The sequence below is a fragment of the Sphingopyxis sp. NFH-91 genome, from assembly GCF_021401285.1.
Classification (GTDB): domain Bacteria; phylum Pseudomonadota; class Alphaproteobacteria; order Sphingomonadales; family Sphingomonadaceae; genus Sphingopyxis; species Sphingopyxis terrae_A.
Map to the genome: position 1 here is coordinate 562,625 of NZ_JACBGA010000002.1, position 23,670 is coordinate 586,294.

A 23,670-nucleotide genomic window follows, 5' to 3' on the forward strand; every position below is an offset into this window, starting at 1 on the left:
GATATGGCCACCCTCGCCGATGCCGGATCGACCGCCGACCCGCGCTATACGAAGGTGGCCATATGGCTGCATTGGCTGATCGGCCTTTCGGTCATCGTCAATATCGGTCTTGCGATGCTGACCGAAGGTCTGCCGCGCGAAGCGCACCGCGAAGCGATGAACATCCACAAGGCGCTGGGGATAACGATCCTCGTGCTGACCGCGCTGCGCATATTGTGGCGCCTCGGGCACAAGCCTCCGCCGCTGCCCGCCGGAACGCCCGCATGGCAGCGTCCGGTCAGCAAGATCCTGCATTTCCTGTTCTATCTGCTGCTGATCCTGCTGCCGCTGTCGGGCTGGGTCTGGATGTCCGCCGCCGATCGGCCGATCGACTTCTTCGGATTGTTCACCGTTCCGTCGATCGCCGCGCCGTCAAAGGCGCTCGCCGACACGCTGCACGAACGACACGAACTGCTGGGCATCACCATGCTCGTGCTCGTCGTCATCCACATATTGGCGGTGCTGAAGCATCAATATGTCGACCGCACGCGGCTGATGGGCCGGATGAACCCCTTCTGATCCATGCCGCTTGGCGGTCGATCAGAAGTCGATCGCCAGACCCTTCAATTCCCAGTCGCCATAGCGTACCGGGTTGCGGCCGCCGGGCTGCGCCTCTGCGGCATCTTCGACAATCGGTTGCGGCTTGGGCAGCGGTTCGTTGGTCCAGCTTGCGGGCGGTCTGACATCGCCCGGACGCTTGGTCGCGCGGGGCGTGCCGCCGATGTGGTCGGATTGAGGGTCGTGCGCCATGATGAATCCGATATAGGACGTAGTGATGAAGAACGCCAATGATAGCCGACGGAAAATGCCCGAGCGCCGCGGGCGCCGGTCACGAGGCGGCGAAAGTGAGCCCGCCGGCACCGCGCCACGCCGCGCCGCGCTGCGCCTGCTCGACGCAGTGCTGCGCCGCGGTGAAGCGCTCGACATCGCGGCGCATGCCGCCACGCAGGGCCTCCCGCCGTCCGATCGGGCCTTCGCCATTGCCATCGCATCGGAAACGCTGCGCTGGATGGTCGACATCGACGCGCTGATAGATAGCGCAACGCCCCAGCCGCTACCCGAGGACGTGAAGTCGCGCGCCGTGCTGCGGCTCGCGCTCGCCCAATTGCTCGCGCTCGGCAGCCCGCCGCATGCGGTGGTTGCCACCGCGCTGCCGCTCGTACCGGGTGGGCCGCGGCGACTGGTTCACGCGCTTCTGTCGCGCGCACAACAAGACGCGTGGAAACTACCCGAGCGCGCGAGCCTGCCGCCCGCGACGGCGGCGCGCTGGCACGATGCCTGGGGCGCCGAGACGGTTGCCGCGGCCGAACATGGCTGGAGCGCACCGCCGCCGATCGACCTGAGCTTTGCAGCCGAGCCCGACGCCGCGGGATGGGCCGAAGCCCGATCGCTCGCGCCGCGCCATTATCGGCTGGCGCGGGGCAGCGCGGTCGAAGACCTGCCCGGCTTCCGCGATGGCGGCTGGTGGGTGCAGGATCTTGCCGCCAGCATCCCGGCCCGTCTGCTTGGTCAGGGCAATGGCCGGTCGGTGTTCGACTTGTGCGCCGCGCCGGGCGGAAAGACGATGCAGCTCGCCGCGGCGGGCTGGGCGGTGACGGCCGTCGACACCAGCGCGCGCCGGCTCGAACGACTGACCGACAATCTGCGCCGGACGCAGCAGACCGCGGAGATCGTTCAGGCCGACATCCGGCGCTGGGAGCCGGACGCACAGGCCGATGCCGTGCTGCTCGACGCCCCCTGTTCGGCAACCGGCATTTTCCGCCGCCATCCCGATGTGCTGCACCGCATCGAAGACCGGCAGATCGACGAGCTTGCCGCGCTGCAAGGCGAGTTGCTCGCGCGCGCCGCCGGTTGGGTCAAGCCGGGCGGGTCGCTCGTATATGCGACCTGCTCGCTGGAGCGCGCCGAGGGTGAGGAGCAGATCAAGGCGTTTCTGGACGCCCATCCGGCATGGCAGATCGCCCCCGTACGGCCTGACGAATTGCCGCAGGGCGTGTCACCGGATGCCATGGGCTGCGTTCGCACATTACCGGGAATGCTGGCCAATGTGGGCGGGCTCGACGGCTTTTTCGTTGCGCGGCTGCGCGCGCCGTCAACCTGACCCGCGTCAGACGAAAACCCCGGCGACGAGCGAACTCGCCAAGCGGAACGCCCGATCGACGCGCCGATTGACGAGGCAGCGCACGACCGTACGGGTCGCGGCCTCCAGCCGCACGCCGCTCGCCAGCCGCTTGCAATAGTCGACGAACTCGCTGTCGGCCATGCTGGCGACAGCATAGCGGCGCGCGGCGATGATATCGGTCTCCACCATGCGTCCGATGCCGGGCTTTTTGAGCAGCGCATCGAGATCGGCGAGCGGCGGCAACCGCTCCATATCGCGAAAGGGATCGGCGGCGCCCGTCTTGCGCACCAGATGCGCGAGCCGGGCATAGGCGGCCTGTTCGGTCTGCTGCGCGTTGTTGGCGACACTCATCTGTTCCGGCGATCGGCGATAGAGCAGCAGCGTTTCCGGCAGATTGTCGATGTCGGCAATCTCGGAAAGACGCAGGAAGAGGTCGTAATCCTCACAATAGCCGAACGCTGGACGGTAGAGCCCGGCCTTTCGCAACGCATCGGTGCGGAACATCACAGTCGGATTGGCGACCGCGGGTCGCAGTTCGAGTTCGGCGCGCACGTCATCGCAGCCCACCGGTTGCCGGAAATGGCCGCTCCGCCGGCGCCCGCCATTGTCGATCTCGACATATTGCCCACCGAGCGCGCCGAGCGTCGGCGTCCGGTCGAAATGCGCCAGTTGCAGCGCGAAGCGGTCGGGCAGCGAGATGTCGTCGGCATCCATACGCGCCACGAAGGGCGTTTCGACCAGCCCAAGCATGCGGTTCATGCTCGCAACGATGCCCTGATTGGACTGACGGATCAGCCTGATCCGCCGATCGGCTGCCGCCTTGCGTGCGGCGATGTCCCCCGACGCGTCGGTCGAACCGTCATCGACGATGTAAAAGACGAAATCGCCCATCGTCTGGGCCAGGATACTGTCGATCGCCGCCTCGACAAAGCGCGCCGCATTATACATGGGCATGACGACACTGAGCCGCGATGCAGACATGTGGACCGACTTTCAAAAAGCCAGTCAGCTGATGGGGCAACTGCTGGGACGATATCGTTTTGCCATTATCCGCGGCCAGCAAGACCGTCAATTTGGCTTAACCATGTCCGAGCAGCCCCAAAATGGGGCAGGTCGGTGCCGGCCAACCAACGGTCAGCCGGCACCTTGCGCGCTGAATGCGATCAGAAAACCGCCTTCGGGCTCGCTTCCTTCATCATCGCCGCGCGCACCATCGGGATCGGCGGACCGCCGTAGGAGAGGAATTCGTCGTGGAAGGCCTTCCACTTCGTCTTGTCCCCCTTGGTCCAATCCTCGCGCAGCTTGCGAATCATGAGCTTGCCCATCGTGTAGTTGAGATAGAGCGGATCATAGGTGCCGCGCGCCGCCTGCTGCCGCGCGTTGCCCTCGTCCTGATAGCATTGCTCCTTGAACAGCTTTTCCGAATCCGCGACCGTCATTCCCTTGGTGTGAAGACCGATCGCCGACAGGTAGCGGCAGTTGCGCAGAAGCGCGTTCGAAAGCTGGCCGATGTGCGTTTCGGGGTCGCCATCGCCGAGCCCCGCGTCCCACATCATTTCCTCGGTATAATGTGCCCAGCCCTCGGCGAAGGCATAGCCGACGAACAGCTTGCCGAAGATGCTTTCCGCCCGGTTCGAATGCAGGAAATTGAGGAAGTGACCCGGCCAGACCTCATGGACCGAGGTGAAGAGCAGATCCTTCTTCCCCGGTACGAAGTCGAGCTGCGTCTGCTTGTCCCAGCTCGGGTCCGGCGGCGAGATGTAATAGACCGACGGCAGGCCCTTCTCATAGGGTCCGGGGATATCGATATAGGCGCTGTTCTGGCGGTTGTAGGGCGGCGATTCCTCGACCTGCGCCTGTTCCGTTCCCGGGATCGACACGAGATCCTTTTCGACAAGGAAAGCGCGCAGCATCGGAAGCTGGCGCCGCGCCTCGGCCACCGGACCATCGGCGGGCTTGTCAGACCCCATCTTTTTCATGCAATCGGCGATCGTCATACCGGCGGCATAGGTCGCGCACGCCGCCTTCAACGCATCCTGATTGCGCTTGAGGTCGGCCTGGCCGATCCGCTCGAGTTCGTCGAGCGGCGTGTCCACCGCTTCGTTCGTGAGCAGCATCTTCGAAAATTTGTCGGCGCCGAGCGCCCAGCCGTCGGCGCTGCCCGGCTGCGACGCCACATAGGCGGCGAGATCCTTCATCGCCGCGGCCGCCTTGGCCGCAACCTCGTCGAACTGCTTTTGCAGCGCAGGGTCCTTCACATCGGCAAAGGCGGCCTTGGCATCACCCGTGTAATAGTCCGCGAAGCCGCCAAAGCCGGCGCTGCCATATTTGACGAAGGTCGCGGGCATCGGCAGTTTCAGATTCGCTTTGATCTGCGCAGCGGCCGCCGGAACCTTTTCGGCGTAGGAAATGAACGCCTTCATCCGCGTTGCCGGATCGGTATAGGGACGCGAGATATAGACGTTGGGGTCGAGCTGCCCGACGTAGAAGGCCGGGTTTTTATGCGGGAAATCGGCGTCCTTCAGAAAGAAGAGCTGCCCCTGCGCGACATGGACGAGATAATCGCGCTCGAATTTCTCGGCATCGCTCATCTTGCCGTTGAATGCCTGGGCATCGGCGATCGTCTTTTCGAGGAAAGCAATCTGCTTCTGCAATCCCTCCGCCGACCAGTCGGGAAGCTGACCGTCGAACTCATGCTTGCCCTGATAGACCGCGAAATTGGGATTCAACGGGAAATAGCCGGCAAGAAACTGGTCGCGAAATTCGGTCCAATTGGCGGCGGATCCGGCGGACTGCGGCGCCTTTTCGGCGCTGCATGCGGCAAGCACGAGCAGCGCGCCGGCCATCGCCGCGCCGCCGAAGCGGGCAAATTTACGTGTCATTCGATGCGTCTCCCTTGATCGATGGCGACTGTCTGCCACCGCGTCCAACGGGCTGCACCCGATAATCGACGAACGGCGGCGACAAAGCATGCTGGACAGGCGCCAAAAGACGGTTAGGGCAAATCGCAATGGCCACTTCCTCCTCCATCGACGGCCCGTCGAAGCCCCCCTCCCCGCTCAGTTTCGCCGATTATCGCTATTACTGGTTCGCGCGCTTCACCGCGGTCATGGCGACGATCGCGATGGTCGTCGTCATCGGCTATCAGCTCTATGATACGGCGCGCTCCAGCTATGGCATGTCGATCAAGGAAGCGTCGTTCCAGCTCGGCTTGCTCGGCCTCGTCCAGTTCATTCCGCTTGCCCTGCTGACCCCCGTCGCGGGTTGGGCCGCCGACCGGTTCGAGCGGCGGCGCGTCGCGATCTTTTCCAACATGATCGACCTGACGATCGCCGCGTCGCTCGGCTGGTTCACCTGGACCGATGGGCTGACGCTTCCGCTGCTCTTCACCCTCGCGGCGCTGCACGGCGTCGCCCGCGTCTTTTCGGGACCGGCGATGAGCGCGATCGCGCCCAATATCGTGCCGCCAACGGTGCTGCCGCGCGCGATCGCGATGAGCAGTATCGCCTGGCAATCGGCGTCGGTGATCGGGCCGGCGGCGGGCGGCCTGATCTACGCCGTTCACCCGACGTCGGTGTATATCTTCGCAGCCGCCTTGCTGGTCCTTTCAGCCTTCACGGTCAGCAGGGTCCGCCCGGTGCTGCCGCCGCCTCCCGAAGTGCGCCGGCATCCGCTGCGCGAGATGGTCGACGGGCTGCAATTCGTCTGGACCGAGCGCTTCCTGCTGGGCACCATCACGCTCGACCTGTTCGCGGTGATCCTGTCGGGCGCGACGGCGATGCTTCCCGTCTATGCCCGCGACATATTGCATACCGGTTCCGAAGGGCTCGGCTTCCTGCGCGCGGCCCCCGCGGTCGGCGCGGCGATCATCGCACTGGGCCTCGCGTGGCGGCCGATCGAGCGCAACGTCGGGGTCAAGATGCTGTGGGCGGTCGCGGCATTCGGCGCCGGGACGGTCGCTTTCGGCCTGTCGACCAACTTCCTGCTGTCGCTCGCGCTGCTCGTGGCCATGGGCGCTGCCGACATGTTCTCGGTGTTCGTGCGCGGGACGCTGATCCAGCTCAACACACCCGACCATATGCGCGGCCGCGTCAGCGCGGCGTCGGGTCTCGCCATCTCCGCGTCGAACGAATTGGGCGAAATGCGCGCCGGCGCGATGGCGGCGGTGCTTGGCCCGGTGAGCGCGGTGGTCGTTGGCGGTCTTGCGGCGGTCGGTGTGACGGCGCTATGGTCGCGCCTGTTCCCCGAACTGCGCCACGCGCGAACATTTGAACCCCAATTCAAGGCAGACCCTCGATGAAAGCCAATTCGATCCTCGAAACCATCGGCAACACGCCGCACATTCGCGTCGCGAGGCTGTTTCCCGATGCCGAAGTCTGGGTGAAGTCCGAACGCGCCAATCCGGGCGGGTCGATCAAGGACCGTATCGGGCTGGCGATGATCGAAGCGGCCGAGCGCGACGGCAGCCTGAAATCGGGCGGCGTCATCGTCGAGCCGACGTCGGGCAACACCGGCATCGGCCTCGCGATGGCGGCTGCGGTCAAAGGGTATAAGCTGATCCTCGTCATGCCCGAAAGCATGTCGCTCGAACGCCGCCGCCTCATGCTGGCCTATGGCGCGACCTTCGATCTGACGCCGCGCGAAAAAGGCATGAAGGGCGCCATCGAGCGGGCGATCGAGCTGGTCGAAACCACCCCCGGTGCCTGGATGCCGCAGCAGTTCGAGAACGAGGCGAACATCGACATCCATGTCCGGACCACCGGCCCCGAAATCCTGAACGATTTCAAGGACACGCCGATCGACGCGCTGATTACCGGCGTCGGCACCGGCGGCCACATCACCGGCGTTGCGCAGTTCCTGAAACAGCATTGGCCCAATCTGAAGGTCTATGCCGTCGAGCCCGTCGCTTCGCCGGTCATCTCGGGCGGCCAGCCTGCCCCGCACCCCATCCAGGGCATCGGCGCCGGCTTCATCCCGCGTAACCTGCATACCGACCTGCTCGACGGCGTAATCCAGGTCGATGCGGCCGATGCGAAGGAGATGGCGCGGCGCTCGGCGACCGAGGAAGGAATGCTCGTCGGCATCTCGTCGGGCGCGACGCTGGCGGCGATCAAGCAGAAGCTCGCCGAGCTTCCGGCGGGCAGCCGCGTCCTCGGCTTCAACTATGACACCGGCGAGCGCTATCTGTCGGTGCCTGACTTCCTGCCGGAGATCTGAGCAGCAGCCATGCTCCCCGCGGAGCATCCGGATAAGGCGTATAGCCCGCGCGAATGGCGCGGCTGGTTGTTCGCGCATTTTAGCTTCGCGGCGATTGCCGCGGTGCTGCATTTCAGCGGACAGGCGAGCCGCCCGCTGCCGGTGATGCCGCACCCCGTTGCGCCGCCCGCCAACGTCGTGCCCGACGTCCAGCCGATGGAGTTCGCCCCGGTTACCGAGCAGGATGCGCGCGCCGAAAATGACCGCATACCCTTTGTGACCAAGGGTTTCGTCGCAGCGCGCCCGTTCGTCTATCCCGGCGCGGGCGAGGCGCGCGACCGTGCCCGCGACTGCATGGCAGCGGCGATGCTTTACGAGGCCGGCGACGATGGCAAGGGGCAGCTTGCGGTCGGTCAGGTGGTCATCAACCGCGTCCGGCACCCTGCCTTCCCCAAGACGATCTGCGGGGTGGTTTTCCAGGGATCGGAACGCACCACCGGCTGCCAGTTCACTTTCACCTGCGACGGCGCGCTCAATCGCCGCTATTCGGATGCCGCATGGACGCGCGCGCGCAGCAATGCCGACCGCATGCTCTCCGGACTGATCGATCCGAAAGTCGGGCTGGCGACGCATTATCACACCGACTGGGTGCGCCCCTATTGGAGCGACAGTCTGGAAAAGATCGCGAGCGAAGGCACGCATCTGTTTTTCCGCTGGCCCGGTTTCTGGGGAACGCCCGGCGCATTCCGCGGCGCGGTGTCGGCGAATGACGCGCCCATTGCGAAGATGGCGGCCCTGTCGCCCGCCCATGCGCTTGCCCTCGCGCCGCCAAGCGATCTTGCCGAAGGCGCCGCCAGCATTGGCCCGGTCAAGCTGGTGACGGGCGCCGGAGACGCGGTGGGGCGCGATGCCATCTATGTCCAACTCGACCGCCGCGCGACGCCCGAAAGCTTCGTTGCGCTTGCGCTGCGGCTGTGCGGCGAGCGCGCCTATTGCAAGTTCATGGGCTGGACCAACCCGATCATGAAGCCTGACAGCGACGCGATGAACGACATGCAGCGCGCGGCGATGAGCTTTTCCTATCTGCGCGACGAAAAATCGGGCTTTGAAAAGGCACTGTGGAACTGCAGCGAATATGCGCGCGACGATACGCGGCAGTGCATGAAACGCTGAGCGAAGCAATCCAGCCTGGTTTAAGCAACCCCGGATCGCTTCGCTCGCAAAGCTGCAGCCCGTTTGAAGGCTCCAGCGCTCAGCCGTGCGGACGGATCAAATATTTCTCGCCCGTGCGCTTCGCATTATAGGCGTGCGCGACGTCGAGGTTGAGCGCGTCGGCCAGCGAAATCTGGTGGCTGTAATGGCTCTTGAAGGTCGTCGTCAGTTCGTCGACGACACGCTGACGCATCCGCATAGCCGTCTCCATCCCCGCCTTTTGCAGGAAGGGCGTGAGCAGGAAGCCCGAGAGCGACCAGCTGAAGCCGAAGCTGCGGTTGAGCAGCGTCGGGCCGAGGTCGAGCGCGCCGTAGATATAGACCTGTTTGAAGGTGTCCGAGCCATAGCGGCTGTAGCTGGTCATGCGCTTGACCGCCGCCGCTTCCATCGCCGCGAGAATTTGCCCCGCAAGCTTGCCGCCGCCGATCGCATCGAAGCCGATCGTGGCGCCGGTTTCGGTGATCGCGGCGACGAGCTGGTCGACGAAATCATCGTCGCTGCTGTTCACGATATGCGTCGCGCCGATCCCCTTCAGCAATTCAACCTGCGCCGCGCTGCGCACGATGTTGACGAGCGGGATATTGTCCTTGGCACAGATCTTGACGAGCATCTGGCCGAGGTTCGACGCCGCCGCTGTGTGGACGATCGCGTTATGACCCTCCATCCGCATGGTTTCGGTGAAAGCAAGGCTGGTGAGCGGATTGACGAAGCAGGATGCCCCATCGACCGGATCGGTGCCGTCGGGCAACGGCATTGTCATCTGAACGGGAAGGCAGCGATATTCAGCATACATCTCGCCGCCAAGCAGTGCAACGGTCTTGCCCATCAGAGCCTGCGCCTCGGGCGAGGACCCCGCCTTAACGACGATGCCGCACCCTTCGTTGCCGATCGGGAGCGCATCGCCGATCCGGCTCGCCATCGCGCGCATGCCGGGCGGCGGAATATCGGCGGTGATCATCGGCAAGCCATCGCGGGTGCCGGCGCGCGCGCTTGTCATGTCGGCACCGCCGAACAGCAGGCCAAGGTCGGACGGGTTGATCGGCGTGGTGAGAACCTTCACCAGCACCTCGTGCGGCTTGGGCTCGGGCATCGGGCGGCGTTCGAAATAGACTTCGAGCTCGCCCTCCGGCTTGGCGAGCGTCAGCATCGTCAGATTGGTTTCGGGCAAATCGGTCATCGCACGTCTCCCTTGGCGTGATTTGGTTTCTCGATGCAACGGGTTAGGGCGAAGGGCCGCCGCTGGCAATGCCGCCCGGTTCAGCCGGGCGAATATTCCGACGCGAGGCGCAGCACCTCATCCGCCAGTTCGCGGCGGCAGATGAGCAGGTCGGGCAGATAGGTATCGGCATTGTTGTAGCGCAGCGGCGAGCCATCGACGCGGCTGACGTGCAGCCCCGCAGCCTGCGCAACCGCAACGGGCGCGCAATTGTCCCATTCATATTGGCCGCCGGTGTGCAGATAGATGTCGGCCTCCCCGCGCACCACGGCCATGGCCTTCGCTCCGGCCGAGCCCATCGCAAGCAGTTCTGCGCCCATCCGTTCGGCGACCTGAACCGCCTCCGCAGCGGGGCGGGTGCGGCTGACAAGCATCCGCAGCGGATCGTTGGCAGGCGCCAATGCGGTCGGCGCGCCCGAGGTCAGCGTCAGCCCGAGCCCCGGCAACGCGACCGCGCCGACGCTGGCGACGCCATCGACCGCGAGCGCAACATGCACCGCCCAGTCGGACCGGCCCTCGCCATATTCGCGCGTGCCGTCGAGCGGATCGACGATCCACACGCGGCGACTGGCAAGGCGCGCCGGATTGTCCTTTTCCTCTTCAGACAAGAGCGCATCGTCGGGACGCGCCGCGCGAAGTTCGCGGCAGAGCATCGCGTTGGCGGCCTCGTCACCCGCCTGCCCCAGCGCCTTGCCCGCAAGATCGCCCGCCGCGCGCAGATCGAGCAGGATACGGCCGGCGGCGTCGGCGAGCCGCGCCGCCAATTGTTCGTCATTCTCGGTCATGGCTGCGTGCCAGAGCCTTCGTCGCCGCGTTCGTCAAGCCTTTCGGTTTCTGACTCGCGGGGCGCCTTGTCCATGCCCCAGGTCACGCGGCTCCACGCGCGTTCGTGCACATAATAGAGCAGCATCTTGGTCAGCACCTCGGTGCTCGCAATCGCGCCGGCGGCCTTCACATTGGCGGTGAAGATGTAGCTGAGGATGAAGGTGTCGATGCTGCCCAGAGCGCGCCAGCTGACCGCCTTGGCGAAAGACCGGCTGTGCGCCTCGCGGCCCCGGAACAGCAGCACCGGTTAGCCCAGTAGCCGTTCGACGATGAGGTCGGCGGCCTCCTCTGCCGTCATCGCAGTCGTGTCGATGCGAATCTCCGGCGCCTCGGGCGCCTCATAAGGGCTGTCGATTCCCGTGAAATTCTTGAGCTGACCCGCCCGTGCCTTCTTGTAGAGGCCCTTGACGTCGCGCCGTTCCGCCTCGGCCAGCGGGGTGTCGATGAATATTTCGAGAAACTCGCCCTCGGGCAGCATCGCGCGCACCATTTCGCGCTCGGCGCGGAAGGGCGAGATGAAGGCGGTGATGACGACCAGCCCGGCGTCGGTCATCAGCTTGGCAACCTCGCCGACGCGGCGGATATTCTCGATCCGGTCGGCTTCGGTGAAACCCAGATCCTTGTTGAGCCCGTGGCGGACGTTATCGCCGTCGAGCAGGAAGCTGTGCCTGTTCATCCGGTGCAGCTTCTTTTCGACAAGGTTCGCGATCGTCGATTTGCCCGACCCCGACAGGCCGGTAAACCACAGCAGCGCCGGGCGCTGGTTCTTCAGGTTCGCGCGCATGTCGCGATCGATGTCGCCGGCCTGCCAATGGACATTCTGTGCGCGGCGCAGGCTGAAGTGCAGCATCCCGGCGGCCACCGTCGCGTTGGTCAGTTTGTCGATCAGGATGAAGCCGCCGAGCGTTTTGTTGTCGGCATAGGCTTCGAAGGTGATCGGCTTGTCGGTCGACACCTCGACCACCCCGATCCCGTTCAAGTCCAGCGTCTTTGCGGCCAGCCGGTCGAGCGTGTTGACGTTGATCTCGTACTTCGGGGCCTGCACGGTTGCCGAAACGCTCTGCGTCGCAAGCTTCAGCCAATAGGCGCGGCCCGCAATCATCGCCTCGTCCGCCATCCAGACGAGCGTCGCTTCGAACTGGTCGGCGGCTTCGGGGGGCGCATCGGCGGCTGCGATGACATCGCCGCGCGAACAATCGACCTCGTCCGTCAGCGTCAGCGTCACCGACTGGCCCGCCACTGCCTCGTCCAGATCGCCATCGAGCGTAGCGATTCGGTCGATCGTCGTCGTCTTCCCGCTCGGCAGGATGCGGACGGCGTCGCCCGGCTTGACCTTGCCGCTTGCAAGCTGCCCAGCAAAACCCCGAAAATCGAGGTTCGGGCGATTGACCCATTGAACGGGCATCCGGAGGGGCTTCGCCTCGTCGGCGGTGCCGCCGATCTCGACCGTTTCGAGATGCTCGATCAGCGCCGGGCCCTTGAACCAGGGCGTGTTCGCCGACAACGCGGTGATATTGTCGCCCTTGAAGCCCGAGATGGGGATGGCGGTGAAATTGGTAATGCCGATCTCGCTCGCGAAGGCCCGATAGGCGAGCGTGATGCGATCGAAGACCGTCTTGTCATAGCCGACAAGGTCCATCTTGTTCACCGCAAGCACGATATGCCGGATGCCGAGCAGATGCGCGAGAAAGCTGTGGCGGCGCGTCTGCGTCAGCACGCCCTTGCGCGCATCGACAAGGATCACGGCAAGGTCGGCGGTCGACGCGCCGGTGACCATGTTGCGCGTATATTGCTCATGTCCCGGGGTGTCGGCGACGATGAACTTGCGCTTTTCGGTCGTGAAAAAGCGATAAGCGACGTCGATCGTGATTCCCTGCTCGCGCTCGGCGGCAAGCCCGTCGACGAGCAGCGCGAAATCGATCTCGCCGCCTTGCGTGCCGACGCGCTTGCTGTCCGCCTCGAGCGCGGCGAGTTGATCCTCGAAGATCATCTTGCTGTCGTAGAGCAGCCGCCCGATCAGCGTCGATTTGCCATCATCGACGCTGCCGCAGGTGATGAAGCGCAGCAGCGACTTCCGCTCGTGACTCGCGAGATAGGCGTCGATGTCTTCGGCGATCAGGGCGTCGGTGACGTAGATGGGGTCGGTCATATTCTTACTTCGTCATTCCCGCGAAAGCGGGAATCCCGCTTCGTCCGTTGATACAGAAAGAGACCCCCGCCTTCGCGGGGGTTGACCCTTCGTCAATCTGAAGATTGACGCGGCGGGTCAAAAATACCCCTCCTGCTTCTTCTTCTCCATCGACGCATCGCCGCCATCCTTGTCGATGATACGTCCCTGGCGTTCGCTGGTCGTCGTCAACAGCATTTCCTGGATGACTTGGCTGAGCGTCGTCGCCTCGCTTTCGACCGCCCCGGTGAGCGGATAGCAGCCGAGGGTGCGGAAACGCACCGAGCGCATCACGGGCTCTTCACCGTCGCGTAGCGGGAAGCGGTCGTCATCGACCATCAGCAACAGCCCGTCGCGTATCACCGTCGGTCGGGGCGCCGCGAAATAGAGCGGCACGATCGGAATATTCTCGCGCGCGATATATTGCCAGATGTCGAGTTCGGTCCAGTTCGAGATCGGGAAGACCCGGATACTTTCCCCCTTCGCCTTGCGCGCGTTGTAGAGGTTCCAGAGCTCGGGGCGCTGCTGCTTGGGATCCCAGCCGTGGCTCGCGGTGCGGAAGGAAAAGATGCGCTCCTTCGCGCGGCTCTTTTCCTCGTCGCGCCGAGCACCGCCGAAGGCGACGTCGAATCCGTGAAGGTCGAGCGCCTGCTTGAGCCCTTCGGTCTTCCACATGTCGGTGTGCAGCGGCCCATGGTCGAACGGATTGATCCCCCGCGCCTTCGCCTCGGGGTTCTGATGGACGATCAGGTCCATGCCCGATTCCGCGGCCATGCGGTCGCGCAGTTCGTACATCGCGCGGAATTTCCACGTCGTATCGACGTGGAGCAGCGGAAAAGGCGGCGGCGAGGGATAGAAGGCCTTGCGCGCGAGATGCAGCATCACCGCGCTGTCCTTGCCGACCGAATAGAGCATCACGGGGTTGACGGCGTCGGCCATCACTTCGCGCATGATGTGGATACTTTCGGCCTCGAGACGGTCCAGATGGGTAAGCGTGTCGATCATGCCCCGCCCTTGCCGACCCCCATGGCGGCACGCAAGCTGTATGGCCTTTTCGCCTTGCAAGCCAGACTTGTCCGCTGCGCTTCAAACCGCGCCCGCTTCCTGCTAGTCGCATCCGAAACCAGAAACAGAGGACGATATGCGCGCCACACCCGATTTCGATTTTGCCCTTGGCGAGACCGCCGAGATGATCCGCGACACCACCGCCCGCTTCGCCGACGAGCAGATTGCGCCGCTGGCCGACAGGGCCGACCGCGAGGACTGGTTCCCTCGCGACGAGTTGTGGACGCAGATGGGCGCGCTGGGCCTGCACGGCATCACCGTCGAGGAAGAATGGGGCGGTCTCGGCCTCGGCTATCTCGAACATGTTCTCGCGGTCGAGGAGGTCAGTCGCGCGAGCGGCGCGATCGGCCTGTCCTATGGCGCCCATTCGAATCTGTGCGTCAACCAGATCCGCCGCTGGGGCAATGAAGAGCAAAAGGCGAAATATCTGCCGAAGCTGATCTCGGGCGAGCATGTCGGCAGCCTTGCGATGTCGGAAGCCGGCGCCGGGAGTGACGTCGTCTCGATGAAGCTGAAGGCCGAGCCGGTTCAGGGCGGCTATGTCCTCAACGGCACCAAATTCTGGATCACCAACGCCACCTGTGCGGATACGCTGGTCGTCTATGCCAAGACGACGCCCGAAGCGGGATCACGCGGCATCACCGCCTTCCTGATCGAAAAGGATATGCCGGGCTTCAGCATCGGGCAAAAGATCGACAAGGTCGGCATGCGCGGATCCCCGACCGCCGAACTCGTCTTCACCGATTGCGAGGTCAGCGAGGACCAGGTGATGGGGCCGGTCAACGGCGGCGTCGGCGTCCTGATGTCGGGCCTTGACTATGAGCGCGTCGTGCTCGCCGGGCTTCAGCTCGGCATCATGCAGGGCTGCCTCGACACGGTCATCCCCTATCTTCGCGAGCGCAAGCAGTTCGGCAAGCCAATCGGCTCGTTCCAGCTCATGCAGGCCAAGGTCGCCGACATGTATGTGGCGCTCCAGTCGGCGCGCTCCTATGTCTATAATGTCGCCAAGGCATGCGACGCCGGGCTGACGACGCGGTTTGACGCCGCGGGCGCCATCCTGCTGGCCAGCGAAAGCGCGGTGAAGGTCGCGGGCGAAGCGATCCAGGCGCTTGGCGGCGCGGGCTACACCAAGGACTGGCCGGTCGAGCGCTATTGGCGCGATGCCAAACTGCTCGACATCGGGGCGGGCACCAACGAAATCCGCCGCATGCTGATCGGCCGCGAACTGATCGGCGCAGGCGCGTGATCTGGCTGGGGCTGTCGGCCACCTTGATGGTGGCGACCGCCCTGGTGCACGGCTTGCTGGGCGAAAGGCGACTTGTCAGGCCGTTGATGTCGCTCGACAGCGGAATCATGGGGATCGACTTGGCGCGGCGGGTGTTTCGTCTGGCATGGCATGCGCTCTCGCTCCTGATGCTGGTGTCCGCCGCGTCGATCCTGTGGCCCGGAACGCCGCGCGGTCTGATCCTGCTGATCGGGGCCGCGTGGACCGCGACCGGCCTGTTCGATGCCGTATATACGCGCGGCCGACATATCGGCTGGCCGTTTCTGACCGCATCCGGACTGCTCGCGATTGCCGGGGCCTTATGAGCGCGCGCGGCCTTGTCCACCATATCGACCTGACGGTTCGCGACGCGGCGCGGTCGCGGATTTTCTATGATGCGGTGCTGGGCTTTCTCGGCTACCGGCGCGCCGCCGATTATGATCATGGCAGCGATTGGGACCGCGACGGCGAACCGTTCCATTCGATCGGGATCGTCGAAGCGCATGGCCCCGGCGCGCTACGGAGCCACGACCGCTTTTCGCCCGGACTGCATCATCTTGCCTGGACTGCCGAAAGCCGCGCCGACGTCGATGCGCTGCATGATTTGCTGCGCAGCATAGGCGCGAAGATCCTCGATGCCCCCGCCGATTATCCGCGCTACGGACCGACCTATTATGCGCTCTTCTTTGCCGACCCTGACGGGTTGAAGCTCGAGTTCGTGTTCGGGGCGACCGGCGGATGAGCGATACGCTGCTCGACGCGCTGCAATATTATGGCGCCGGGGCCGGAACGCTCGCGGCGCTGATCGTGTCGCTCAATCTCGGGCGACGCCCGACCGGCTGGGCCTTCGTCATTTTCGTGACCAGCAGCATCGCGCTCGTCGCGTGGGGCTTTCTGCAAAGCGACAGCGAAGGCATCGGCTGGCAGAATATCGCGCTGCTGTGCATCAACTGCGTCGGCGTTTACCGGTACCTGATCCTCAAGGAAAAGCCGGGGACGCCGCAGGCATCAGAAATATAGCGTCTTTGCGAGCGCAGCGAAGCAATCTCCAGCGTCCCGAGTCAACCTCGGGCCGATGACTGGAGATTGCTTCGTCGCTCCGCTCCTCGCAACGACGAGAAGCGGACATTACCCCCAGACGCGGACGCGCTGATCGGGGGCGAGATACAGCTTGTCGGTCGGCTGAACGTTGAACGCCTTGTACCACGCGTCGAGGTTGCGGACGGTGAGTGCGCGGTAGTTGCCCGGCGCATGGCCGTCGGTCGCGATCCGCGCTCGCAACGCCTCGTCGCGCATCTTGGTCGCCCAGGTCTGCGCATAGGCGATGAAGAAACGCTGATCGCCCGTGAAGCCGTCGATCACCGGCGCTTCCTTGCCGTTCAGCGACGCACGATAGGCGTCATAAGCCGCCTGCAGGCCCGCGACGTCGGCAATATTCTCGCCCAGCGTCAGCTTGCCGTTGACCGCAAGATCGGGGAACGGCTTGTAGCTGTCATATTGCGCGGCCAGCGCCGCCCCCGCCGCCTCGAACTTCTTGAGATCCTCGGCCGTCCACCAGTTGCGCAGCGCGCCGGTCGAATCGAAGGCGGCGCCATTATTGTCGAAGCTGTGGCTGATCTCGTGGCCGATGACGGCGCCGATCGCGCCGTAATTATAGGCGGGATCGGCCTTGGCGTCGAAGAAGGGCGGCTGCAGGATCGCGGCGGGGAAATTCAGCGCATTCTGCACCGGCAGGTTGACGGCATTGACCGTCTGCGGGGTCATCCACCATTCCCCCTTGTCGAAGGGCTTGCCGATCTTGGCGAGCTGGTGCGCATATTCCGCCTTCTCGCCGGCGACTTCGTTCGCATAGGCGTCGTCGGCGCTGATCGTGTAGCTGCCATAGTCGCGCCAGTTTTCGGGATAGCCGACGCCGACGACGATCGTTTCGACCTTCTTGATCGCTTCCTTCTTCGTTTCGGGAGCCATCCAGTCGATCGTGTTGACGCGCTTCGCAAAGGCGGCCTTGATCCCCTTCACCATGTCACCGACTTCGGCCTTGGCCGACGCCGGGAAATATTTCTCGGCATAGACGCGGCCGACCGCATCGCCGAGATAGGTGTTGAGCGCGTCGAGCGCGCGCTTGTCACGGCTGCGCTGCTGCGGCGTGCCCGAGAGGGTGGTGCCGTAAAAGGCGAAATGCGCATCGTCGAGCGCGCTTGGCAGCACATCGGTATGGCTGTTGATCTGATGGAAGACGAGCCAGTCCTTCCACGCCTCGAGCGGCTGCGATGCGACGAGCGCCGACAGGCCCGTGATCGCCCGCGCATGATAGGCGCCGAACTTCGCCGCCTTGTCGAGCCCGGCGGCGGCAAAATAGGCGTCCCAGTCGATCCCGGGTGCCTTTTTGGCAAAGTCGGCCTTGGTCCAGACGTCGGCCGATTTGGTGAAATCCTCGCTCTCCTCGCGCGTCGCATGCGCGCGGGCGATCTTCGTTTCGAGATCGAAGATACGCTGCGCCTTGGCATCGGCATCGGCGACCCCCGCCTGAGTCAGCAGTTTGGCGATATAGGCTTTGTAGGCGTCGCGGATGCCCGCCATCTTCGGATCGGCCGACAGATAATATTCGCGCTCGGGAAGGCCGAGGCCGCCCTGCAGCATATAGGGAATAACCTCGCCGGGCGTCGCCAGTCCCTGCGAAACGAAGATGCCGAAGAGATTCTCGGTGTTGAAGTCGGTGGCGTTGAGCGGATCGACATCGGCGCGCGTCTGTTCGCCCAGGATGGTCGACAGCGCCGCCTTGTCGGCAATGGTGTCGAAGCGCGCCAGATCGGCCTCGACCGGCTTCATCCCGGCGGCGTCGATCGCCTTGGTGTTCATATAGGCGTTGTAGAAGGCAGCAATGCGGCCGTCGTCGGTGCCCGCATCGCCGCCGCTCTTGACGATCGCATCGACGAGCTCGCGCGTCCGCTTCTCTGTTTCAAGGAAGGCGGTGTAGAAGGCGCCAATCGACGAGCGGTCGGCGGGGATCTGGGTCACCTTTTGCCAATTGCCGTTCGCATAGGCGTAAAAATCGTCGCCCGGCTTGACGCTGGTGTCCATCGCTTCCTTGCTGATGCCAAGGTCGGTGCCGAGCGTGTAAGCAGCCTTGTCGCCGTTGGCGCTGGTGCAGGCGATCGGCCCGGCAATGATCGTCGCGGTGGACAGGAGGATGGCGAGGACGGTCTTTTTCATGGCGTTGCCTTGCTTTCTGGGGGGTGTCGGACGGCGATACGCCTGTGACAATCTCGTTTCAATACCAACCATTTTCGGCCTGCGGTGCTTTCCAATCGACGAGCGACCGGCTAGGGCGCAGACAGTTTCAGGGAGAGAGTGAACCGTGAGCGCCCCCGTCCTTTCGACGCAATATAATCCCGACGATCCGCAGACCCAGGCCCGCGCCGCATACAACCGCGGCCTGCGCGACGCGCTCTATGCGCGCGTTGCCGAAGCGGCGCTGGGCGGCAACGAAAAGTCGCGCGAACGCCACACGAGCCGCGGCAAGCTGCTTCCGCGCGAACGGGTCGAACGGTTGCTCGATCCGGGTTCGCCTTTCCTCGAAATCGGCCAGCTCGCAGCAGGCGACATGTATGAGGGCGAGGTTCCCGGCGCGGGCATGATCGCGGGCATCGGCCGTGTATCGGGGCGGCAGGCGATGATCGTGTGCAACGACGCGACGGTGAAGGGCGGCACCTATTATCCGATGACCGTCAAGAAGCATCTGCGCGCGCAGGAGATTGCCGAGGCGAACCGCCTGCCGTGCATCTACCTCGTCGACAGCGGCGGCGCGAACCTGCCGCATCAGGACCAGGTGTTTCCCGACCGAGACCATTTCGGGCGCATCTTCTTCAATCAGGCGAACATGTCGGCAAAGCGCATCCCGCAGATCGCGTGCGTGATGGGGAGCTGCACCGCGGGTGGGGCCTACGTGCCCGCGATGAGCGACGAGACCGTGATCGTGCGCAACCAAGGTACGATCTTCCTCGCCGGCCCGCCGCTGGTGAAGGCCGCGACGGGCGAAGAAATCAGCGCCGAAGACCTTGGCGGCGGCGACCTGCACGCGAAGAAGTCGGGCGTGGTCGATCATCTAGCCGAGAATGACGAACATGCGCTGACCATCGTACGCGACATCGTCTCGACCTTCGGTTTCGACGATGGCTTCGACGTCGCGATGAAAGAGCCGCGTCCGCCGAAATATGATGCAGAGGAGCTCTATGGCATCATCCCCGAGGATGTCCGCGCACCCTATGATGTGCACGAGGTGATCGCGCGCATCGTCGATGCCAGCGAGTTCCACGAGTTCAAGGCGAACTACGGCAGCACGCTCGTCTGCGGCTTCGCGCATATCTGGGGCTTGCCCGTAGCGATCCTCGCCAACAACGGCGTGCTGTTCAGCGAGAGCGCGGTGAAGGGTGCGCATTTCATCGAACTGGCGCAGCAGCGGCGCATCCCCCTGCTCTTCCTCCAGAACATCAGCGGCTTCATGGTCGGCGGCAAATATGAGGCCGAGGGGATCGCGAAGCATGGCGCGAAGCTGGTCACCGCGGTCGCAACCGCGACGGTGCCGAAGATCACGGTGCTGATCGGCGGCAGCTTCGGCGCGGGCAATTACGGCATGTGCGGGCGGGCCTATAGCCCGCGCTTCCTGTTCAGCTGGCCGAACAGCCGGATCAGCGTGATGGGCGGCGAACAGGCGGCGAGCGTTCTCGCGACGGTCCACCGCGATGCCGACAAATGGACGCCTGAGGAGGCCGAAGCCTTCAAAGCGCCGATCCGCCAGAAATATGAGGACGAAGGCAATCCATACCACGCGACCGCGCGGCTGTGGGACGACGGCATCATCGACCCCGCACAGACGCGCGATGTGCTCGGTCTCGCCTTTTCCGCAACGCTGAATGCCCCGATCGAAGAGCGTGGCTTCGGCGTGTTCAGGATGTAATCGAGATGATCCAATCCCTCCTCATCGCCAATCGCGGCGAAATCGCTTGCCGCATCATCCGCACCGCGCGCGAGATGGGCATTCGCACCGTTGCGGTCTATTCGGACGCCGACGCGAAGGCGCTGCATGTGCGCGAGGCCGACGAAGCTGTGCATATCGGGCCGTCGCCGGCGCGGGAATCCTATCTGGTGGGCGAGAAGATCATCGCCGCCGCGAAGGCGACCGGCGCCGAGGCGATCCATCCGGGTTACGGCTTCCTCTCCGAGAATGCCGAATTCGCACAGGCGGTCGCCGACGCCGGGCTCGTCTGGGTCGGGCCGAAACCCTCGTCGATCACCGCGATGGGCCTGAAGGACGCCGCCAAGAAGCTGATGGCCGAGGCCGGCGTGCCCGTGACGCCGGGCTATATGGGCGAAAATCAGGACCCTGCCTTCCTCGCCGAGCAAGCCGCGCAGATCGGCTATCCCGTTCTCATCAAGGCGGTCGCGGGCGGCGGCGGCAAGGGGATGCGCAAGGTCGATGCGGCGGCGGACTTTGCCGACGCGCTCGCTTCGTGCCAGCGCGAGGCGGCGGCGTCGTTCGGCAACGATCATGTGCTGATCGAGAAATATATCCTCACTCCGCGCCATATCGAGGTGCAGGTGTTCGGCGACACCCACGGCAATGTCGTCCATCTGTTCGAGCGCGACTGCTCGCTGCAGCGGCGCCACCAGAAGGTGATCGAGGAAGCCCCTGCCCCCGGCATGGACGAAGCGACGCGCGCCGAGCTTTGCGCCGCCGCCGTGCGCGCCGCCAAGGCGGTCGATTACGTCGGCGCGGGCACGATCGAGTTCATCGCCGACGCGTCGGAAGGCCTTCGCGCCGACCGCATCTGGTTCATGGAAATGAACACGCGATTGCAGGTCGAGCATCCCGTCACCGAGGAGATCACCGGCGTCGATCTGGTCGAATGGCAGCTGCGCGTGGCGTCGGGCGAGCCGATCCCGCTGACGCAGGGCGAACTGGCGATCAACGGCTGGGCGATGGAAGCGCGCCTCTATGCCGAAGATCCGGCCAAGGGCTTCCTGCCCTCTATCGGCACGCTCGAACTGTTCCAGCTTCCAGAGCATCTCGGTCGCATCGACACCGGCGTCTATGAAGGCGCCGAGGTGTCGCCCTTCTATGACCCGATGATCGCGAAGGTGATCGCCTATGGCGACGACCGCGATGAAGCCCGCGAAATGCTAGCCGAAATGCTGGAGGACAGCGCGATCTGGCCGGTAAAGACCAATTCGGCCTTTCTGATTGCCGCGCTCAGCCATCCCGATTTCGTTGCGGGCACGGTCGATACCGGGCTGATCGGCCGCGATGGCGACAGCATGAAGGCCGAGCCGATGCCGTCGGATCAGGCGCTGACAAACGCCGCTATGGCGATGGTTCCCCGCTCGCTGCAGTCGGGCTTCCGTCTCAACGCGCCGGACGTGCGCACCGCGCCCTTCCTGCTCGACGGCAAGCGCGTCGACGTGACGCTGCACGGCCCCGGCGCCGAGGAGCCCGCCCCCGCCATGCTCGTCGCCGAAAGCGGCGCGGTGTGGCAGCTTACGCCCTGGCGCGCCGCGGGCGGCGCCGGCGGCGCAGCGGGCGACGGGGCGATCCTGTCGCCGATGCCCGGCAAGATCATAGCGGTCGACGTCGCCGCGGGCGACAAGGTGACCAAGGGTCAGAAGCTGCTGACGCTCGAGGCGATGAAGATGGAGCATAGCCTGACCGCGCCCTTCGACGGCATCGTTGCGGAACTCAACGCTGCGGCCGGGGCGCAGGTGCAGGTCGAGGCGCTGCTCGCGAAGATCGAGGCCGCCGAGTGAGCGGCCTGATCCTTCGCGATGCGACGGCGGCGGATCTTCCCGCCATCCTCGCCATGCTCGCCGAGGACACGATCCCGCCGGCGCGCGAGGCCGATCCCTCGGACCCACGTTACCTTGCCGCGTTCGAGGCGATCGACGCCGACCCGAACCAGCGGCTGATTGCGGCGGAACTCGATGGCCGCGTTGTCGGGACGATGCAACTCAGTTTCCTGCCGGGGCTTTCCTTTATCGGAAGCTGGCGCGGCTTGATCGAGGCGGTGCGGATCGCCGCCGACCTGCGCGGCCAAAGGCTGGGCGAGCAGATGATCCTTTGGGCGGTGGAACAGTGCCGCGCGCGCGATTGCAAACTCGTCCAGCTCACATCATCGGCGACACGGACTGCCGCGCACCGCTTCTACGCCCGGCTCGGTTTCGTGCAGAGCCATGTCGGCATGAAATTGCATTTGAGGGACTGACGATGGCAGGCAAGTTTTTCGACGAATGGCAGATCGGCGACACGATCGTGCACGAGATCCGCCGCACCGTGACCGAGACCGACAATCTGCTGTTCACGACAATGACGCACAATCCGCAGCCGCTGCATCTCGACATCGAGGCTGCTAAAGCATCGGAATTCGGACAGATCCTCGTCAACGGCACTTTCACCTTCAGCCTGATGGTCGGGCTGTCGGTCGGCGATACGACGCTCGGCACCCTCGTCGCGAACCTCGGCTATGACAGGCTGGTGATGCCCAAGCCGGTGTTCATCGGCGACACGTTGCGCGCGACGAGCGAGGTGATCGGCCTCAAGGAATCGAAATCGCGGCCGAATGCGGGCATCGTGACCTTCCTCCATCGCTGCATCAACCAGCGCGACGAAATCGTCTGCCAGTGCGAACGGTCAGCGCTGATCAACAGGAAGAACGTCTGATGCGCCTCCGCTCGCTCCTCTTCGTCCCCGGCGACCGCCCCGAACGATTCGCGAAGGCCGCGGCGTCGGGCGCCGATGCGATCATCCTCGACCTCGAAGATTCGGTGTCCCCTGCAAACAAGGAGGCCGCGCGCGAAGCGGTCGCCGCCTATCTCGCCGGAACGCGCGAAGTCTTTACGATGGTCCGTGTCAATCCGCTCGACGGGCATATGACCGCCGACGACGTTGCTGCCATTGTCGGCGGGCGCCCCGATGCGATCATGCTGCCCAAGGCCGAAGGCGCGCCGAGCATCGCCCAGCTCGATACGATCCTTCGTAGCGAGGGGGCCGCCGATGCGTCGTTGCCGCCGGTGCTGCCGATCGCGACCGAAACCCCGGCGGCGATCTTTACGCTGGGCAGCTATCGCGAGGCGAAGGCCCGGCTGGTCGGCCTCACCTGGGGCGCAGAGGATTTGCCCGCCGCCATCGGCGCGGCGACGAGCCGCGAGGCCGACGGGCGCTACACCGAACCCTATCAGGTCGCCCGCGCGCTAACCTTGTTCGCCGCACATGGTGCGGGCGTCGCGGCGATCGATACGGTATTTCCCGCGATCAAGGACGAGACGGGCCTTGCCGCCTATGCTGCGCGCGCGCGGCGCGATGGCTTTACCGGCATGATGGCAATCCACCCGTCACAGGTCGCGCCGATCAATGCTGCCTTCACCCCGTCCGCCGACGAGGTTCAGCGTGCGCAGGCGATCGTCGATGCCTTCGCCGCCAATCCGGGCTCGGGGGTGCTTCAGGTGGACGGCAAAATGGTCGATGCCCCGCACCTCAAACAGGCGCGGCATATCCTGTCGCTGGCGGACTGACG

At 64.7% G+C, this 23,670-nt stretch carries 23 protein-coding genes; 14 read left to right on the forward strand and 9 right to left on the reverse strand.

Translation table 11 applies throughout. The features are described 5' to 3' along the window. Positions 1 to 3: 3 nt before the first annotated feature. On the forward strand, positions 4 to 558 hold the full coding sequence (locus L0963_RS07685) for a cytochrome b (protein ID WP_003051454.1): 555 nt from the start codon (positions 4 to 6) through the stop codon (positions 556 to 558). A 21-nt stretch (positions 559 to 579) separates the two neighbouring features. On the opposite strand, the gene L0963_RS07690 is transcribed toward L0963_RS07685, so the two are convergent. Continuing rightward, positions 580 to 789, reverse strand: a complete 210-nt coding sequence (locus L0963_RS07690; RefSeq protein ID WP_234179034.1) for a DUF1674 domain-containing protein — start codon at positions 787 to 789, stop codon at positions 580 to 582. Positions 790 to 844: 55 nt separating this feature from the next. Between L0963_RS07690 and L0963_RS07695 the strand changes: the two genes are divergently transcribed. Beyond that, entirely contained in the window at positions 845 to 2,140 is a 1,296-nt protein-coding gene (locus tag L0963_RS07695; RefSeq protein ID WP_186403256.1) for an RsmB/NOP family class I SAM-dependent RNA methyltransferase, read from the forward strand. 6 nt (positions 2,141 to 2,146) lie between these two features. Here the strand turns inward: L0963_RS07695 and L0963_RS07700 are convergent, their stop codons facing one another. Continuing rightward, entirely contained in the window at positions 2,147 to 3,142 is a 996-nt protein-coding gene (locus tag L0963_RS07700; RefSeq protein ID WP_186403255.1) for a glycosyltransferase, read from the reverse strand. Between the two features lie 182 nt (positions 3,143 to 3,324). Next, complete coding sequence (locus L0963_RS07705) at positions 3,325 to 5,043, reverse strand: DUF885 domain-containing protein (protein ID WP_234179036.1); 1,719 nt, start codon at positions 5,041 to 5,043, stop codon at positions 3,325 to 3,327. 128 nt (positions 5,044 to 5,171) lie between these two features. On the opposite strand from L0963_RS07705, the gene L0963_RS07710 reads away from it, so the two are divergent. The 3 genes from L0963_RS07710 (at position 5,172) to L0963_RS07720 (ending at position 8,530) form a co-directional block, all read left to right on the forward strand. Further along, positions 5,172 to 6,461, forward strand: coding sequence for an MFS transporter (locus tag L0963_RS07710; protein ID WP_186403253.1), 1,290 nt, complete (start codon positions 5,172 to 5,174; stop codon positions 6,459 to 6,461). Continuing rightward, positions 6,458 to 7,378 carry a cysteine synthase A gene (gene cysK / locus L0963_RS07715; protein WP_186403252.1) on the forward strand — a complete coding sequence of 307 codons (921 nt, stop codon included), beginning with the start codon at positions 6,458 to 6,460 and terminating at the stop codon, positions 7,376 to 7,378. The genes L0963_RS07710 and cysK overlap by 4 nt, the downstream gene beginning before the upstream one ends. A 66-nt stretch (positions 7,379 to 7,444) precedes the next feature. Then, a complete protein-coding gene (locus tag L0963_RS07720; RefSeq protein WP_234179037.1) occupies positions 7,445 to 8,530 on the forward strand; it encodes a cell wall hydrolase in 1,086 nt (361 codons plus the stop codon). Positions 8,531 to 8,609: 79 nt separating this feature from the next. On the opposite strand, the gene L0963_RS07725 is transcribed toward L0963_RS07720, so the two are convergent. The 5 genes from L0963_RS07725 to cysD form a co-directional block, all read right to left on the reverse strand. Next, positions 8,610 to 9,746 (reverse strand): zinc-binding dehydrogenase, encoded by a 1,137-nt coding sequence (locus L0963_RS07725; protein WP_186403250.1) that lies wholly within the window; start codon positions 9,744 to 9,746, stop codon positions 8,610 to 8,612. A gap of 80 nt (positions 9,747 to 9,826) precedes the next feature. Further along, complete coding sequence (locus tag L0963_RS07730) at positions 9,827 to 10,570, reverse strand: 3'(2'),5'-bisphosphate nucleotidase CysQ (RefSeq protein WP_186403249.1); 744 nt, start codon at positions 10,568 to 10,570, stop codon at positions 9,827 to 9,829. Continuing rightward, positions 10,567 to 10,854 (reverse strand): DUF2061 domain-containing protein, encoded by a 288-nt coding sequence (locus tag L0963_RS07735; protein WP_234179038.1) that lies wholly within the window; start codon positions 10,852 to 10,854, stop codon positions 10,567 to 10,569. Before L0963_RS07735 ends, L0963_RS07730 begins: the two co-directional genes overlap by 4 nt. A 3-nt stretch (positions 10,855 to 10,857) precedes the next feature. Beyond that, entirely contained in the window at positions 10,858 to 12,759 is a 1,902-nt protein-coding gene (cysN, locus tag L0963_RS07740; protein WP_234179039.1) for a sulfate adenylyltransferase subunit CysN, read from the reverse strand. Positions 12,760 to 12,876: 117 nt separating this feature from the next. After that, complete coding sequence (gene cysD, locus L0963_RS07745; RefSeq protein ID WP_186403246.1) at positions 12,877 to 13,782, reverse strand: sulfate adenylyltransferase subunit CysD; 906 nt, start codon at positions 13,780 to 13,782, stop codon at positions 12,877 to 12,879. 136 nt (positions 13,783 to 13,918) lie between these two features. Between cysD and L0963_RS07750 the strand changes: the two genes are divergently transcribed. From L0963_RS07750 to L0963_RS07765, 4 genes are read left to right on the forward strand one after another with little or no spacing between them, the layout of a single operon-like run. Further along, the gene (locus L0963_RS07750) at positions 13,919 to 15,088 is read left to right on the forward strand and encodes an isovaleryl-CoA dehydrogenase (protein WP_186403245.1); all 1,170 of its coding nucleotides are present in this window, start codon (positions 13,919 to 13,921) and stop codon (positions 15,086 to 15,088) included. Then, a complete protein-coding gene (locus L0963_RS07755) occupies positions 15,085 to 15,432 on the forward strand; it encodes a hypothetical protein (protein WP_186403244.1) in 348 nt (115 codons plus the stop codon). Before L0963_RS07750 ends, L0963_RS07755 begins: the two co-directional genes overlap by 4 nt. Further along, the gene (locus L0963_RS07760) at positions 15,429 to 15,848 is read left to right on the forward strand and encodes a VOC family protein (protein ID WP_234179040.1); all 420 of its coding nucleotides are present in this window, start codon (positions 15,429 to 15,431) and stop codon (positions 15,846 to 15,848) included. Before L0963_RS07755 ends, L0963_RS07760 begins: the two co-directional genes overlap by 4 nt. Then, on the forward strand, positions 15,845 to 16,126 hold the full coding sequence (locus tag L0963_RS07765) for a hypothetical protein (RefSeq protein WP_186403242.1): 282 nt from the start codon (positions 15,845 to 15,847) through the stop codon (positions 16,124 to 16,126). Before L0963_RS07760 ends, L0963_RS07765 begins: the two co-directional genes overlap by 4 nt. 108 nt (positions 16,127 to 16,234) lie before the next feature. On the opposite strand, the gene L0963_RS07770 is transcribed toward L0963_RS07765, so the two are convergent. After that, complete coding sequence (locus L0963_RS07770; protein ID WP_186403241.1) at positions 16,235 to 18,319, reverse strand: M13 family metallopeptidase; 2,085 nt, start codon at positions 18,317 to 18,319, stop codon at positions 16,235 to 16,237. Between the two features lie 145 nt (positions 18,320 to 18,464). Here L0963_RS07770 and L0963_RS07775 point away from each other — a divergent pair, with 145 nt between their 5' ends. Genes L0963_RS07775 through L0963_RS07795 form a run of 5 tightly spaced genes read left to right on the forward strand, consistent with a single transcriptional unit; the run spans position 18,465 to position 23,668 of the window. Then, positions 18,465 to 20,063, forward strand: coding sequence for a carboxyl transferase domain-containing protein (locus tag L0963_RS07775; RefSeq protein ID WP_186403240.1), 1,599 nt, complete (start codon positions 18,465 to 18,467; stop codon positions 20,061 to 20,063). Positions 20,064 to 20,068: 5 nt separating this feature from the next. Continuing rightward, complete coding sequence (locus tag L0963_RS07780) at positions 20,069 to 21,907, forward strand: acetyl/propionyl/methylcrotonyl-CoA carboxylase subunit alpha (protein ID WP_234179041.1); 1,839 nt, start codon at positions 20,069 to 20,071, stop codon at positions 21,905 to 21,907. Beyond that, the gene (locus L0963_RS07785; RefSeq protein WP_186403238.1) at positions 21,904 to 22,362 is read left to right on the forward strand and encodes a GNAT family N-acetyltransferase; all 459 of its coding nucleotides are present in this window, start codon (positions 21,904 to 21,906) and stop codon (positions 22,360 to 22,362) included. Before L0963_RS07780 ends, L0963_RS07785 begins: the two co-directional genes overlap by 4 nt. Positions 22,363 to 22,364: 2 nt before the next feature. Further along, entirely contained in the window at positions 22,365 to 22,817 is a 453-nt protein-coding gene (locus tag L0963_RS07790) for a MaoC family dehydratase (RefSeq protein ID WP_186403237.1), read from the forward strand. Beyond that, the gene (locus tag L0963_RS07795; protein WP_186403236.1) at positions 22,817 to 23,668 is read left to right on the forward strand and encodes an HpcH/HpaI aldolase/citrate lyase family protein; all 852 of its coding nucleotides are present in this window, start codon (positions 22,817 to 22,819) and stop codon (positions 23,666 to 23,668) included. Before L0963_RS07790 ends, L0963_RS07795 begins: the two co-directional genes overlap by 1 nt. The last annotated feature ends 2 nt before the right edge of the window (positions 23,669 to 23,670 follow it).